At 51.5% G+C, this 13,131-nt stretch carries 11 protein-coding genes, 2 pseudogenes and 1 riboswitch; of the genes and pseudogenes, 5 read left to right on the plus strand and 8 right to left on the minus strand.

The window, feature by feature from the left end; all coding sequences use genetic code 11:
• Window positions 1-19 precede the first annotated feature (19 nt).
• Window positions 20-1,072 carry a class I fructose-bisphosphate aldolase gene (gene fbaB, locus QQZ17_RS17865; RefSeq protein WP_152403653.1) on the minus strand — a complete coding sequence of 351 codons (1,053 nt, stop codon included), beginning with the start codon at window positions 1,070-1,072 and terminating at the stop codon, window positions 20-22.
• A gap of 250 nt (window positions 1,073-1,322) precedes the next feature.
• Between fbaB and QQZ17_RS17870 the strand changes: the two genes are divergently transcribed.
• The 3 genes and pseudogenes from QQZ17_RS17870 (at window position 1,323) to QQZ17_RS17880 (ending at window position 4,557) form a co-directional block, all read left to right on the plus strand.
• Window positions 1,323-2,594 (plus strand): nucleoside permease, encoded by a 1,272-nt coding sequence (locus QQZ17_RS17870; protein WP_152403651.1) that lies wholly within the window; start codon window positions 1,323-1,325, stop codon window positions 2,592-2,594.
• Entirely contained in the window at window positions 2,591-3,595 is a 1,005-nt protein-coding gene (locus QQZ17_RS17875) for an ADP-ribosylglycohydrolase family protein (protein ID WP_152403650.1), read from the plus strand. Before QQZ17_RS17870 ends, QQZ17_RS17875 begins: the two co-directional genes overlap by 4 nt.
• A pseudogene (locus QQZ17_RS17880) lies at window positions 3,592-4,557 on the plus strand (PfkB family carbohydrate kinase). The gene QQZ17_RS17875 and the pseudogene QQZ17_RS17880 overlap by 4 nt, the downstream one beginning before the upstream one ends.
• On the opposite strand, the gene QQZ17_RS17885 reads toward QQZ17_RS17880, so the two are convergent.
• The 3 genes from QQZ17_RS17885 to thiM are packed head-to-tail and all read right to left on the minus strand — an operon-like array spanning window position 4,531 to window position 6,904.
• Window positions 4,531-5,277, minus strand: a complete 747-nt coding sequence (locus QQZ17_RS17885) for a GntR family transcriptional regulator (protein WP_042318035.1) — start codon at window positions 5,275-5,277, stop codon at window positions 4,531-4,533. The pseudogene QQZ17_RS17880 and the gene QQZ17_RS17885 sit on opposite strands and share 27 nt — an antisense overlap.
• A 41-nt stretch (window positions 5,278-5,318) precedes the next feature.
• The gene (gene thiD / locus QQZ17_RS17890) at window positions 5,319-6,119 is read right to left on the minus strand and encodes a bifunctional hydroxymethylpyrimidine kinase/phosphomethylpyrimidine kinase (protein ID WP_152403646.1); all 801 of its coding nucleotides are present in this window, start codon (window positions 6,117-6,119) and stop codon (window positions 5,319-5,321) included.
• Entirely contained in the window at window positions 6,116-6,904 is a 789-nt protein-coding gene (gene thiM, locus QQZ17_RS17895) for a hydroxyethylthiazole kinase (protein WP_152403644.1), read from the minus strand. The genes thiD and thiM overlap by 4 nt, the downstream gene beginning before the upstream one ends.
• Before the next feature lie 31 nt (window positions 6,905-6,935).
• Window positions 6,936-7,033: riboswitch (TPP riboswitch) on the minus strand.
• 507 nt (window positions 7,034-7,540) lie between these two features.
• Between thiM and QQZ17_RS17900 the strand changes: the two genes are divergently transcribed.
• Entirely contained in the window at window positions 7,541-8,374 is an 834-nt protein-coding gene (locus tag QQZ17_RS17900; protein ID WP_152403642.1) for a YadA C-terminal domain-containing protein, read from the plus strand.
• Window positions 8,375-8,541: 167 nt separating this feature from the next.
• On the opposite strand, the gene QQZ17_RS17905 is transcribed toward QQZ17_RS17900, so the two are convergent.
• Window positions 8,542-8,976 carry a hypothetical protein gene (locus QQZ17_RS17905; RefSeq protein ID WP_152406292.1) on the minus strand — a complete coding sequence of 145 codons (435 nt, stop codon included), beginning with the start codon at window positions 8,974-8,976 and terminating at the stop codon, window positions 8,542-8,544.
• 744 nt (window positions 8,977-9,720) lie between these two features.
• On the opposite strand from QQZ17_RS17905, the gene rcnB reads away from it, so the two are divergent.
• Entirely contained in the window at window positions 9,721-10,047 is a 327-nt protein-coding gene (gene rcnB, locus QQZ17_RS17910; RefSeq protein ID WP_152403640.1) for a Ni(II)/Co(II) efflux transporter accessory subunit RcnB, read from the plus strand.
• A gap of 76 nt (window positions 10,048-10,123) precedes the next feature.
• On the opposite strand, the gene QQZ17_RS17915 is transcribed toward rcnB, so the two are convergent.
• The 3 genes and pseudogenes from QQZ17_RS17915 to QQZ17_RS17925 all read right to left on the minus strand — a co-directional run.
• Entirely contained in the window at window positions 10,124-11,155 is a 1,032-nt protein-coding gene (locus QQZ17_RS17915) for a putative fimbrial-like adhesin protein (protein WP_152403638.1), read from the minus strand.
• A gap of 14 nt (window positions 11,156-11,169) precedes the next feature.
• Window positions 11,170-13,005, minus strand: a pseudogene (locus tag QQZ17_RS17920) (fimbrial biogenesis outer membrane usher protein); the annotation flags it as partial.
• 14 nt (window positions 13,006-13,019) lie between these two features.
• The coding region (locus QQZ17_RS17925; RefSeq protein WP_001691633.1) for an IS1 family transposase at window positions 13,020-13,131 on the minus strand (112 nt) is incomplete at its 5' end.

Here is a 13,131-nt window from a genome sequence, read left to right on the forward strand (position 1 = left end):
GGGAGAGGAATGTGTGACATCAGGCAATCGTCACTTTGCTGTCGAGATAGACATCCTGCACGGCGTTGATCAGTTTCACGCCGTCAGCCATCGATTTCTTGAAGGCTTTGCGACCGAGGATCAGACCCATTCCGCCCGCGCGTTTGTTGATAACCGCAGTACGCACCGCGTCGCTCAGGTCGGTCTCGCCGCCCGCTGCACCACCGGAGTTGATTAACCCTGCACGCCCCATATAGCAGTTTGCCAGTTGGTAGCGCACCAGATCGATAGGGTTATCCGTGGTCAGCTTGCTATAGACGCGATCGTCGGTATAGCCATAGTTCACGGCTTTGTATCCGCCGTTATTTTCTGCCATTTTTTGTTTGACGATATCCGCGCCAATGGTTGCCGCCAGATGGTTCGCCTGCCCGGTTAAGTCGGCGGAGACGTGGTAATCGACGCCATCTTTTTTAAACGCAGAATTTCGCAGATAGGCCCACAGTACGGTGACCATCCCCAGCTCATGCGCCCGTTCAAAGGCGGCAGAAATCTCTTCAATCTGCCGGCGCGACTCTTCTGAACCAAAGTAGATGGTTGCGCCTACGGCCACCGCCCCCAGATTGAACGCCTGCTCCACGCTGGCGTACAGCGTCTGGTCGTAAGTATTCGGATAGCTGAGGGTTTCGTTATGGTTGAGTTTTACCAGAAACGGAATGCGATGCGCATAACGGCGCGATACGGAGGCCAGCACGCCATAGGTCGAGGCTACGCAGTTACACCCGGCTTCGATCGCCAGTTCAACGATGTTTTTCGGGTCGAAATAGAGCGGGTTGGCGGCAAACGAGGCACCTGCCGAGTGTTCCACCCCCTGATCGACCGGTAAAATTGACAGATAACCCGTTTTCCCCAGACGCCCGGTGTTATACAACGTCTGCATGTTACGCAGCACCGCAGGCGGACGGTTGTTATCCACCATCACGCGGTCGACGTAGTCATGTCCGGGTAGATAGAGTTGGTCAGAGGGTATGGTCATGCAACGATGCTGTAAGAGGCTGTCGGCGTCTTTGCCAAGCAACTGCGCAATATCAGTCATAGCTATGCTCCCGTAAGTTCCGAATGAGTCGGAATGTGAATTGTCCTGATCCGCGTTTTGCGGGCAGCCATAAGTCTGGTACTGACCGGCCATTTTTTCCATCTTTCGGGCATTTTTCAGCGTTATCCGCTGGCACGATTCACTGACGAAAAAGTGTTAAGACGGTCAAGGTTTCGCCTCAAAGGTATTTAAAAGGTATTATTAAATGGTACTGTCATGACGTACCTTACCTGTCATGAAGGATTTAAAGATGAAAACTACAGTGAAGCTGTCGTTCATGATGTTCGTTGAATGGTTTATCTGGGGAGCCTGGTTTGTTCCGCTCTGGCTCTGGTTGAGTAAAAGTGGTTTTACCGCCGGTGAGATTGGCTGGTCTTACGCCTGTACCGCAATCGCCGCGATTCTGTCGCCGATCCTCGTGGGCTCTCTGACTGACCGATTTTTCTCGGCGCAAAAGGTGCTGGCAGTTCTGATGTTCGCCGGTGCGGTGCTGATGTATTTTGCCGCTCAGCAGACGACGTTCGGTGGATTCTTCCCGCTGCTGCTGGCCTACTCGCTGACCTATATGCCGACCATTGCGCTGACCAACAGCATCGCATTTGCCAACGTGCCGGACGTGGAGCGCGACTTCCCGCGCATCCGTGTGATGGGCACCATCGGCTGGATTGCCTCCGGTCTCGCCTGTGGATTCCTGCCGCAAATGCTGGGTTATAACGATATATCACCAACCAACATCCCACTGCTGGTGACGGCTGCCAGCTCTGCGCTGCTGGGCGTATTTGCCTTCTTCCTGCCGGATACGCCGCCGAAAAGCACCGGCAAGATGGACTTCAAAGTCATGTTGGGTCTGGATGCGATTACCCTGCTGCGTGATAAAAACTTCCTCGTCTTTTTCTTCTGCTCGTTCCTGTTCGCGATGCCGCTGGCGTTCTACTACATCTTCGCCAATGGATATCTGACGGAAGTGGGGATGAAAAACGCCACCGGCTGGATGACCCTCGGTCAATTCTCTGAAATCTTCTTTATGCTGGCATTGCCTTTCTTTACCAAGCGCTTTGGTATCAAAAAGGTATTGCTCCTTGGTCTTATCACTGCCGCGATCCGCTATGGCTTCTTCATTTACGGCAGCGCAGACGAATACTTCACCTATGCTCTGCTGTTCCTCGGCATTTTGCTGCACGGTGTGAGCTATGACTTCTACTATGTGACGGCATATATCTACGTCGATAAAAAAGCGCCGGTGCATATGCGTACCGCCGCACAAGGGTTGATTACACTCTGCTGTCAGGGGTTCGGCAGCCTGCTGGGCTACCGTCTCGGCGGCGTAATGATGGAAAAAATGTTTGCCTATCAGGAGCCGGTCAACGGCCTCACCTTCAACTGGGCGGGCATGTGGACATTCGGGGCGGTGATGATCGCCGTGATTGCCGTGCTGTTTATGATTTTCTTTCGCGAATCGGACAAAGAAATTACCGCTATTGAGGTTCGCGATACTGCGTTGACACAAGGGGAAGTGAAATGAAAGCAGAACGTATTCTCGGTGCTCTTTACGGGCAGGCGTTAGGGGATGCGATGGGTATGCCGTCAGAACTGTGGCCAAGAACCCGCGTTAAAGCGCACTTTGGCTGGATTGACCACTTTCTGCCGGGCCCGCAAGAAAACAATGCGGCCTGCTATTTTGGCCGCGCAGAATTTACCGACGATACCTCAATGGCGCTCTGTCTGGCAGATGCCCTGCTGACGCGCGACGGTGAAATCGACCCGGATCTGATTGGGCGTAACATTCTCGACTGGGCGCTGCGCTTTGACGCCTTCAACAAAAACGTCCTCGGACCGACATCGAAAATCGCCCTGAACGCCATTCGTGGCGGGAAACCGGTGGCGGAACTGGAGAACAACGGCGTCACCAACGGCGCGGCCATGCGCGTGTCGCCGTTGGGATGCCTGCTGCCAGCGCGCAATCTGGATGCGTTTATCGACGACGTCGCGCTGGCCTCCAGCCCGACGCACAAATCGGATCTGGCTATCGCCGGTGCGGTAGTGGTGGCATGGGCGATTTCACGGGCGATCGAAGGCGATTCCTGGGCAGCGATCGTTGATTCGCTCCCCGCCATCGCCCTGCATGCCCAACAAAAGCGAATCACCACCTTTAGCGCGTCGCTCTGTGCACGTCTGGAGATGGCGCTAAAAATTGTGCGTCATGCCGACGGTGCCGAAGCGGCCAGCGAACAGCTGTATCAGGTGATTGGTGCGGGAACCAGCACGATCGAATCGGTGGCGTGCGCTATTGCGATGGTCGAACTGGCGCAAACCGATCCCAATCGTTGCGCCATTCTGTGCGCGAATCTTGGTGGCGACACCGATACCATTGGGGCGATGGCAACGGCCATTTGCGGTGCGTTGCAGGGCGTCGGCGCCATTAATCCGGCATGGAAACAGGAGCTGGATACGGTCAATCAGCTCGATTTCAACCGCTATGCTACGGCGCTTGCCCGTCTGCGCCAACGTCGGGAGGAGTCATGAACGCTTCACGTTTAGCCGAACTGCTGCCAGGTTAAACGACTCACCAACCGGTCACGGTCATCGGCGCAGCGGTTATCGATGTCATTGCCGATGCGTATGCTCTGCCCTGGCGCGGTTGTGACATTGAGCTAAAGCAGCAAGGTGTTAACGTCGGCGGTTGCGCGCTGAACATCGCCGTCGCGTTGAAACGGCTGGGCATTGATGCCGGTAATGCCCTGCCGCTGGGCCAGGGCGTGTGGGCAGATATCATTCGTAACCGGATGGCGAAAGAAGGGTTACACAGCCTCATTGAGACCGCAGAAGGCGACAACGGCTGGTGTCTGGCACTGGTCGAGCCGGATGGCGAGCGCACGTTCATGTCATTCAGCGGCGTTGAGAACCAGTGGAACGCTGACTGGCTGGCTCAACTCACCGTCCCGCGTAATAGCCTGATTTATCTCTCGGGCTATCAACTGGCCTCCCCCTGCGGCGAACTGCTGGTGCAGTGGCTGGAAGGTCTGGATCAGATGATGCCGTTTATCGATTTTGGTCCGCGCATTGGCGATATACCTGATGCGCTAATGGCGCGCATTCTGTCCTGTCGCCCGTTGGTGTCGCTCAATCGTCAGGAAGCTGAAATCGCGGCCCAACGGTTCGATCTGAGCTCGGATGTGGAAGACCTGGGCGCGCAATGGGTGAAGCGATTTGCGGCACCTTTGATCGTTCGCCATGACAAAGAGGGCGCCTGGTTTTTCAGTACGTCATCCTCTGGTCATGTCCCCGCCTTTCCAACGCTGGTCGTTGATACGATTGGCGCGGGTGACAGTCACGCGGGGGGGATGCTGGCCGGGTTGGCGTCGGGCTGGTCGCTGGCGGACGCGGTGCTGCTCGGCAACGCCGTGGCCTCGTGGGTCGTCGGACATCGCGGCGGTGACTGTGCGCCGTTTCGCGAGGAGTTACTCCTCGCACACAAAGACGTATAAATCGCTTCGGCAGTAGCTGATGCTGTACTCGATGGGGCGCTGCTGCTGGTCAAGCGCCACTTGCTTTATCACCAGCACCGGCACTTTGCTGTCCATCTGGATATGCGACTGGAACTCGGCATCCGGCATCTTTGCGCTCACCCGCGAGCGGGTGCGCTGCGGGTGGATGTGCTGGCTACGGAAATAGTCGTACAGCGATATGCCTATCTCATCGGCATCATGAATGAGGTGCGCGGGCACCCACGACTCTTCAATAGATACGGCATCTTCATCAACGTAGCGAATACGCTTAAGCAAAAACACATCGCTGCCGGCGGCAATCGCCAACTGTTGCGCTACCTCTTCCGGACACTTAACGACTCGTTTGTTGACCCATAAGGTGTCCGGCTTTTTCCCGCGCAGGACAACCTGCTGAGAAAAACCACGCGCCTCTTTCAGCGAATACTCAAAGATATTGTTGATCTGCGTACCATAGCCGCGCGCACGCGTCACCACGCCCTCTTCTTCCAGCGCCTGCATCGCTTTACGCACCGTGATGCGTGAGACGCCGGTCAACTGGCTGAGATCTCGTTCGCCGGGCAAAATATTGCCATGCTCAAGCACTCCACTGCGCACGGCATTTTTTACCGTCTCGGCAAACTTGATATAGAGCGGCGTATTATCCACCGCTGAAATACGTTCGTTCAGTTGCGCGATAAGTTGAGTATGCGCTTGTTCCATGAGTCTTTTTCCTGACAGCCAGTCTGCTGCCAGTATATACGCTACCAGTACGCGTGGAAATGATGAACAGGTCCAATGCCGTGCCCAACCTCCAGGGTATCCGCCTGCGCCAGTGCCGCCGACAGCCAGACTTTCGCCTCCTGCACCGCCCCTGCCCAGTCAGCATGCCGAGGACGCAGTGCGGCCAGCGCCGCAGAGAGCGTGCAACCGGTGCCGTGCGTGTTTTTGGTCATCACCCGCGGTGCGGTAAAGCGCTGCTCACCGTCAGCCGTAAAGAGCCAGTCAGGGCTTTGCGCATCATCCAGATGGCCGCCTTTCATTAGCACCGCGCCACAGCCCATCGCCAGCAGCGCCCGTCCCTGTTCCAGCATCTCTTTTTCTGCGCGCGCATGCGGGCAATTCAGCAACGCTGCCGCTTCAGGCAGGTTGGGCGTAATCAGTGAAACCTGCGGCAGCAGTCGCTTGCGCAATGTCTCAACGGCAGAGGGCGACAGCAACGGATCGCCGCTTTTCGCCAGCATGACCGTGTCGAGCACCACATTCCGCACCCGATGGCGCTGTAAACGCTCCGCCACAGCCTCGATGATATCGGTTTCCGCCAGCATGCCGATTTTGGTGGTATCAATGCGTACATCGCTGAACACCGAATCGAGCTGCGCGGCGACAAAATCCGGCGCAATGCGATATACCGACTGCACGCCGCGCGTATTCTGCGCCACCAGCGCGGTAATCACCGAACAGCCGTAAGCGCCGAGCGCCGAGAAGGTTTTCAGATCGGCCTGAATACCTGCGCCACCGCTGGGATCGGTGCCGGCGATGGTCAAGGCGTTAATCCGCTTCATGCTGCGACCTCCGTCTCCAGGGTGTAAAGCGCGTCGAGAAACGCCGGAATGAAACTGCCGGGTCCGTGACAGGTTTTGCGGGCAATCCGTCCCGCCTGTTTCATCCACCCGCAGGCCGACGCGATATTTTCGATTCGGTTTCCGGGCAGCGCGCAGCTGGCGGCCACCACGGCGGAAAGCGCGCACCCGGTGCCCACCACCTTCGTCATCAACGGGTCGCCGCCGGTGACGCTCAGCGTGCGCTCGCCGTCCGTGACGTAATCCACTTCACCGGTGACCACCACAATAGCGCCAGTCTGACGTGCCAGAATCTGCGCCGCCGGCAGGGCCGTTGCGACCGCGTCGGTGGCGTCCACTCCACGTCCACTGGCGTCTTCACCGGCTAACGCCAGGATCTCCGAAGCATTACCGCGAACGGCTGCCGGTTTTAAGGTCAGGAGTTCAAAGCAGAAGCGACGACGATACTCGAGCGCGCCCACGGCAACGGGGTCCAGTGTCCAGGGCGTTTTTGCGCTATTCGCCTGCTCAACCGCCGTTCGCATTGCGCGTGCGCGCGGCTGCGTCAGCGTACCCACGTTAATAAGTAACGCGCTGGCAAGGGCAGCGAACTGGCGAGCCTCTTCCGGCTCGATCACCATCGCCGGAGAAGCGCCCAAAGCCAGTAGCGTATTGGCGGTAAAACTCTGCACGACGTCATTGGTCATACAGTGTGTCAACGGAGAAAGGGTACGAAATTGTTTTAAGGTACGAACCGCATGTTCGCGGCTGTGCAGGTCAGGCTGCATGATTACGCTCCTGCCCGCGCGAAGAAGGGACACGAGCAGTGTCTGACTTCCCTACGCTGGCATTATCCAGATCAGGTGGTACGGGTATTTCTCAGCCCTTCGTGAAAAGGGGCACCCCGAGTCAAATTACTTATAAAACAATGAATTACATATAAAATGTCAATATTTAGTGTAACCGCCGGTACCGAGCAGGTGCAAGGAGTTTTTCTGTGCGTAACAACAACAGCATCTTCAGGACAAAACGAGTGCAACGCTCATAAGCAGCACAATCATTATTAATGTAAGAAATCCATTATTTGAACCAGGCATGAAAAAATATTTTCGCCTCTTCAGTAATATATTTATTATGCCGACACCTTATGCTGCATGGGTTATTAATGTTTACATTAAAATAATCCAACCATAACTCGACACGCCTCTTTACTTATTAAATTCAAATGTGATCCAAGTCAAGATTATTAGCCCTCCATTAGTGGATAGTTCGCCTCACGAATTAAGGAAAATCTTAATCAAGATGCTCTGAACGTATTATTAATGTTGACATCCATTTTTATTAACAACTGTTAAATCACACTCGCAATTAAAAAGAGTGGAAATAACTGTTTATATATCGTGTTTTGAATGTGAGACTTTGAAATGAAATCTGTAAATAAATCCATTATTGCTGTTGCCGTTTTCTCTGCTCTGTTTGCTTCCCTTGCCCCTGCGGCCCTGGCGGCTAACGTTGATGCAGTGGTCACGAATCCCACGACCAATGGGGCTTTTTTTGTCTCTGGTATTGATGGCGCTACGTATGATTTACAAAAGCATGAAGGACAAATATCCGCTCTGGAAGCGGGTAAAGCGGATGTAACTCAGGTGAATAATGTTGCCACTTATGCACAACAAATTCGTACCGATCATGATAACCTGGTAAAACGTGTCACTCTGGATGAACAATATGACGGCCAGGCAATCATTAAGAATCGTGATGATATTGCCACTAACAAAGCAAACCAGAAAATTGTCGATAACGATCAAAACGTGTTAATTAGCACTAATGGTAGTAAAGCAGACACGGCTTTACAGCATACAACGACTAACCAGGTCGCTGTGGCTAACGTGCAAACAAAACAAAAAGCGCAAGATGGCGTCATTCAGACTCACACCACACAGTTAGCTAACCATGAAACGCGTATTACCACCCTGGAAAATCAAAATAATTCGCGCTTTTCTGCGATGGAAAAGCAGCAAAACGACGATCGTAAAGAATACCGTAGTGGTATTGCTGGAGCCGCATCTATCGCCGGACTTCACTATGTAGACACCGATAATGCTATTGCTGTTGGCGCTGCTGATTTTAAAAGTGAACAAGGTTATGCCATGGGCTATCGTCATAAATTCGCGGAGAATGTCGCCGCAACGGTTAGCTATGCCGGAACGTCTGATGGTGATTCCGTCGTCGCGGCTTCTGCTTCATTAGGCTGGTAAGAATATCGTGAAACGACGCTAAGGTAGCGGTTAAAATGGTGGCGCTTCAACCTGAAGCGCCACATGAATATTGATATCGTCGGCGTTTATTGTCTTATTCCTGGCGCGACTGAAATCAGCTTTGCCTGACCCGCGGTAAGAACAGCAGATTAGAAAGTGATGGTTTTTTATTTTGCCCAGCCCAGCATCTGACGCTGGTTATTAAGTACTGCCAGGTGTCCCGTGTTGTACACGATAAAATAATGTAAACCTTGCTGATAAACGGTAGCGCTTTCCTCTTTCTCCACGAGAGACGCTGGCAAACCATTAATATTCAAACCCGTGCTCACCTTTTTGATTTCCATCCCTTCATAGTAATAGACGCTTTTTTTCTTCGTGGCCTGCGCATGCTGTTTTACCGCAGCACGGGCATTGGCATAAGCGCTTTGTTGCGCATTGTTGTCGATCATTTGCTGATTAGCACGATCGACCTGATAACAAACATCGCGGCTCACGCCTTTAGCTTCACAGCGCGCGAGGCGTTCTTCTTCCGAAACACAACCAGACAATACGCTGGCTATAACCAGAACATAAACACTCTTTTTTAGGCTTAACGCTTTCATCACTGCCATCACCATCATTAGTTAACAAAAAGAATAACGCAGCTGGCCAGCCGCGAATTTTATATCAACAGATCACGTGCAGGATATTTTTGCCGTTCTGTTCTGTCAATATAATTCATGTAGTGCTGATATCAAAACGCGCTCCCGGCATGAATAATAAGAGTACTCCTGGCTGTTTTTTCATTCTGATTTATTCAATTAGCAATTAATTAACGAAGGAGGTACAAAGATACAATGTCATCATATATTCTTTTATCCACAATCTTAAATACATTTAATATTATGATATTTATCAAGATCAGAAATCGCCTACTACGCCATAGTATCGTGCAAAGTAATTTATATGTTGCCATTGATTAACTGTTATCTTCGAAAATATTTAAAACGTCTCTGTTTATGAAACCTATTTCAATATGAAACCCAGTGCGTTAAAGTTGATAGTCCTTTATCTTTTTCTGTATCTCCTTCTGGTCTCTATGGGCTTCATCGCTGGAGTGATGTATGCCGAACGCCTGCATTTCTGCATCTGGGGATCGTGGCATGGGTAGCCAGTGGTCCGAAAACGCTGTCTGACGCCATCATTTTTGGCCGAATTCTTCTATAGTGCAGTTGTCAGACGAAAAACAGGTTTACATTTTTTACGAAATTTCCGGGAATCTAACAAACCAGCGCTTGTCAGTCATCATGAAGGCCGGGAAAGATACACGATTGATTTTGAAGGTTCTAACAGTGGAGCGTAGAAGTATGAAGAACAAATTGGTGATGGGCGCGCTGCTGCTCGCATCCAGCGCGGTCTGGGCCGCACCCGCCACAACCGTCGCCGCGAAGGGGATTGATCAGTACGAACTCAGCGGCTTCATCGCTGACTTCACCCATTTCAAACCAGGCGATACGGTGCCAGAGATGTATCGCACCGACGAGTACAACATCAAGCAGTGGAAGTTGCGAAATTTACCCGCACCGGATGCCGGGACGCACTGGACCTATATGGGCGGTGCGTATGTGCTGATCAATGACGCTGACGGCAAAATTATCAAAGCCTACGATGGCGAGATTTTTTATCACCGCTAAAAATCCCCCCTCGGACTGAGGGGGAATTCAAGCGCTTGCTTTATCGTTAACGTAATCAGGATAACCCCAGGCACAGTCAGTCATACTTCACATAAATTAACGCGGTAGCGCTGAGATTGCCCGGTTTCACCTTACTTTTGTCATAAACGTAATAGCTGGCAACGATGGGAATGTTCACAGTATTGCTGTTCACCGCGTCTCCTGGCTTATCCACTTTCCATAATGTGGTTGCGTCACCTTGTCCGGTCACGCTGGATATATTGACGACTTGATTATTATTCTCCAGAACAAACCCAACGCCATTGTCTGTACTGCCACGAAGAATAAAACTGCTTCCCGCGACTAAATCACTGCTGGAGAGATACGTCACCATTTTGCGTGACGTCTGTTTGCGGTCACCAAAAAGATTATCACACTGCAATCGAATATTTTCGGTAACATTTTTGCTGACAATCTTTCCGTTTACAGCAAGTTCTGAAAGAGCAATGTCAGGCAGTACAATATTCAACTCTTCAGGTTTGCAGGTCGTCTGCTTTCTGTTGTAGGTTAAACGCAAATTCGCAGAGTAAAATCCGCCGTCCTTTGCAAGCGAGTTATGATAACTTGTGATGCAAGGTTCCCACGCTTTACCCGACAGTAAACAAACCACTAAGGTAAAGAGTGCTGAACTTTGAGAAGTAGCCGTTGCGCTGGAAAGTGAAGTCACATCTTTGATATAGACGCTGTTCCCTGACCCCGCTGAGATGTTCACAGATGCAGCACTGCTTGCAGGCGAGACATCGACCCGATAGCTCGCTGAAAAATCACCTTTCCCACTTGCCAGACTGATATCAGAACTATTTACCCACGTAAATTTCAACGCTAGCTTAACGGTATCATCATACAATCCAACAATAACATCCGATGTTTTTAATGGATTAATAGTATTCGTCCCTACGCAAGTGAGATCGTTAAACTGATGAGTATAGGATTCTGACTGTGAGGAATTTATAGAAAAATCTTCACGTATAATAAGATTATCCTCGTAGGAGATATTTCCTTTACACCCTGCGTAAGATGCGGGCAGCACCACCATCAGAACCAGTAAAAGTAAAAAATTGAGTTTCATAGCGATATCCGACACTATCGGCAAATATAGACTTTACTTTCATCAATCGTCTTATCGAAAGTGATTGAACATGAAAGTCCCTTTTCTTTATCAACCGCCACGCTGACTTCAGGCGGAATTTCATTCGTGCGGATAAAAAGCTGGCTTCCCTGCCCCACGACCCCCACGTTGTACCCGTGGACATCATTCACTTCGTAGCCAAAGGTTAATGGCGCGCCATCCGGGCGTTGGGCCTTAATAAACCACGGTTTGCGCTGGTCGGTATCAAAACGCACAAGCAAAACTGCACCACGGTATGAGGATGCGTTTTTACGGTTACCACGTAGTTCGGTTTCACTGTCGCTTTGCGATACATCAAGCAGCAGGTGATTCTCGCGATAGGGCGTCAGATTATCGTAGACGACCGTCCCGTTAGCATTGGTCGTCCGATATTTTTGTCCATTAACGTAGGCGCCTTCCAGACCCGGCGCTTGCATAATGGCAAACGTATCCGAAAGTCGATTCGATAAATTCACGCCGCCAGACCACACCACTACGCCCCCGTAAAGACTTCCGCCAGCCTGATGATATTGCGACGACTGACTGTAGTTGCCGTTAATGGCCGCTATCGGGGTATTCCAGGTGACGTTTCCACCCACGGCCGTTTCATTATCCTGTCGCTGGTGGTTCAGGTTAACACCATAAATAAATTGATCGCGATCGCCCGTCGTTCCGTTTAAGCCGATATTATTTGACGCCAGTCCATTCTCATCAAAGGTGGTTGAATTTGACATGCTCAGGTAACGATGCGGTGTGGTAATACCGTCCCCCCAGTCAAGCGGAACCGAAATAAACAGGTTAAAACGTTTATCTTCGCGATGGTCTTCATCATAGGTCTGGCTCGCTGAGAATGTATAGCTAATCCGCCGCCAGCTATTTGAATAACTGAGTTGATAGTCTTCACTATTCCCCCCTCGTCCCCAATAATCTCGCCACAGCGAACTCAATGAAACAGCGCCCCATCCCTCCGGCAACGTCTGACTGATGTTTGCAGAGAAAGTATTTTTACGGCCAAAATCGTTTTGATAATAATCAGCGACGTCGTAAACGTCGTTTTCATCACGATGATAGCTGTTTTTGTTATTCGCCCAGACGTGATCGTTGAATGTCCGATAACCGCGCGATGAATAACGATATGCCGCAAGTCCAAAACGGGTCGCGGTTTGCGCCAAATACTTGTTATAGGCGAGTTGGTAGCTCTGTCCGTCAAATACCTCGCCGCTATCCTGCTCGCTGTGTGACCGGGTGGCGTCCATAGAAATCGCGCCAATGCGCGTATTCCAGCCCGTACCAAAGGTAAACGCATGGTAGTGATTAGAAAACATGGTACCGCCAAAAAGTGTCAGTAAATTGTTTAATCCGTACTGATAACTGGCCTGTGCAAAATCGGACTGGTTGCTCGCACCTTCGATATGGCTACGCCCGGCCGCAAAATCGTATTTTGACACCCCCGGCTGTAGCATATTGGGGACTGAAGCATAGGGCACCAGATAGGTTGTTACTGAACCGTCCGCTTCGCGTACCGTTACATCCAAATCTGTCCCGCCGCCTGCCAGTTGCATATCAGCAATTGAGAACGGCCCTGGCGGAACTTCTTTTTGATAAACGATAAAGCCATTCTGCTCGATGGTAACCAAAGCATTACTCTGCGCGATCCCCTGCACCCGCGGCGTAAAATTTTGCTTTGAGTTCGGTAGCATTTGCATATCGCGAAACAGGCGAACACCGCTAAATCGTACGGACGAGAATATATCGGGTGACGTATACATATCACCGGCACGTAATGTGCCAAGAATTGGCGCAAAACCGCGGTAATGACTCCAACTTATTGATAGTGTTTTATGTTCAGATAATGCCCGATGACTTTGTCATGCAGCTCCACCGATTTTGAGAACGACAGCGACTTCCGTCCCAGCCGTGCCAGGTGCTGCCTCAGA

The sequence above is a fragment of the Citrobacter sp. T1.2D-1 genome, from assembly GCF_950098555.1.
GTDB classification, from domain to species: domain Bacteria; phylum Pseudomonadota; class Gammaproteobacteria; order Enterobacterales; family Enterobacteriaceae; genus Citrobacter_A; species Citrobacter_A telavivensis.

Excerpts from the sequence above, each read along its gene's own strand:
- rcnB (WP_152403640.1), top strand. The coding sequence starts at position 9,721 with ATGAAGAACAAATTGGTGATGGGCGCGCTGCTGCTCGCATCCAGCGCG.
- QQZ17_RS17875 (WP_152403650.1), top strand. The coding sequence starts at position 2,591 with ATGAAAGCAGAACGTATTCTCGGTGCTCTTTACGGGCAGGCGTTAGGG.
- thiD (WP_152403646.1), bottom strand. The coding sequence starts at position 6,119 with ATGAAGCGGATTAACGCCTTGACCATCGCCGGCACCGATCCCAGCGGT.
- QQZ17_RS17905 (WP_152406292.1), bottom strand. The coding sequence starts at position 8,976 with ATGAAAGCGTTAAGCCTAAAAAAGAGTGTTTATGTTCTGGTTATAGCC.
- QQZ17_RS17870 (WP_152403651.1), top strand. The coding sequence starts at position 1,323 with ATGAAAACTACAGTGAAGCTGTCGTTCATGATGTTCGTTGAATGGTTT.
- QQZ17_RS17915 (WP_152403638.1), bottom strand. The coding sequence starts at position 11,155 with ATGAAACTCAATTTTTTACTTTTACTGGTTCTGATGGTGGTGCTGCCC.
- QQZ17_RS17885 (WP_042318035.1), bottom strand. The coding sequence starts at position 5,277 with ATGGAACAAGCGCATACTCAACTTATCGCGCAACTGAACGAACGTATT.
- fbaB (WP_152403653.1), bottom strand. The coding sequence starts at position 1,072 with ATGACTGATATTGCGCAGTTGCTTGGCAAAGACGCCGACAGCCTCTTA.
- QQZ17_RS17900 (WP_152403642.1), top strand. The coding sequence starts at position 7,541 with ATGAAATCTGTAAATAAATCCATTATTGCTGTTGCCGTTTTCTCTGCT.
- thiM (WP_152403644.1), bottom strand. The coding sequence starts at position 6,904 with ATGCAGCCTGACCTGCACAGCCGCGAACATGCGGTTCGTACCTTAAAA.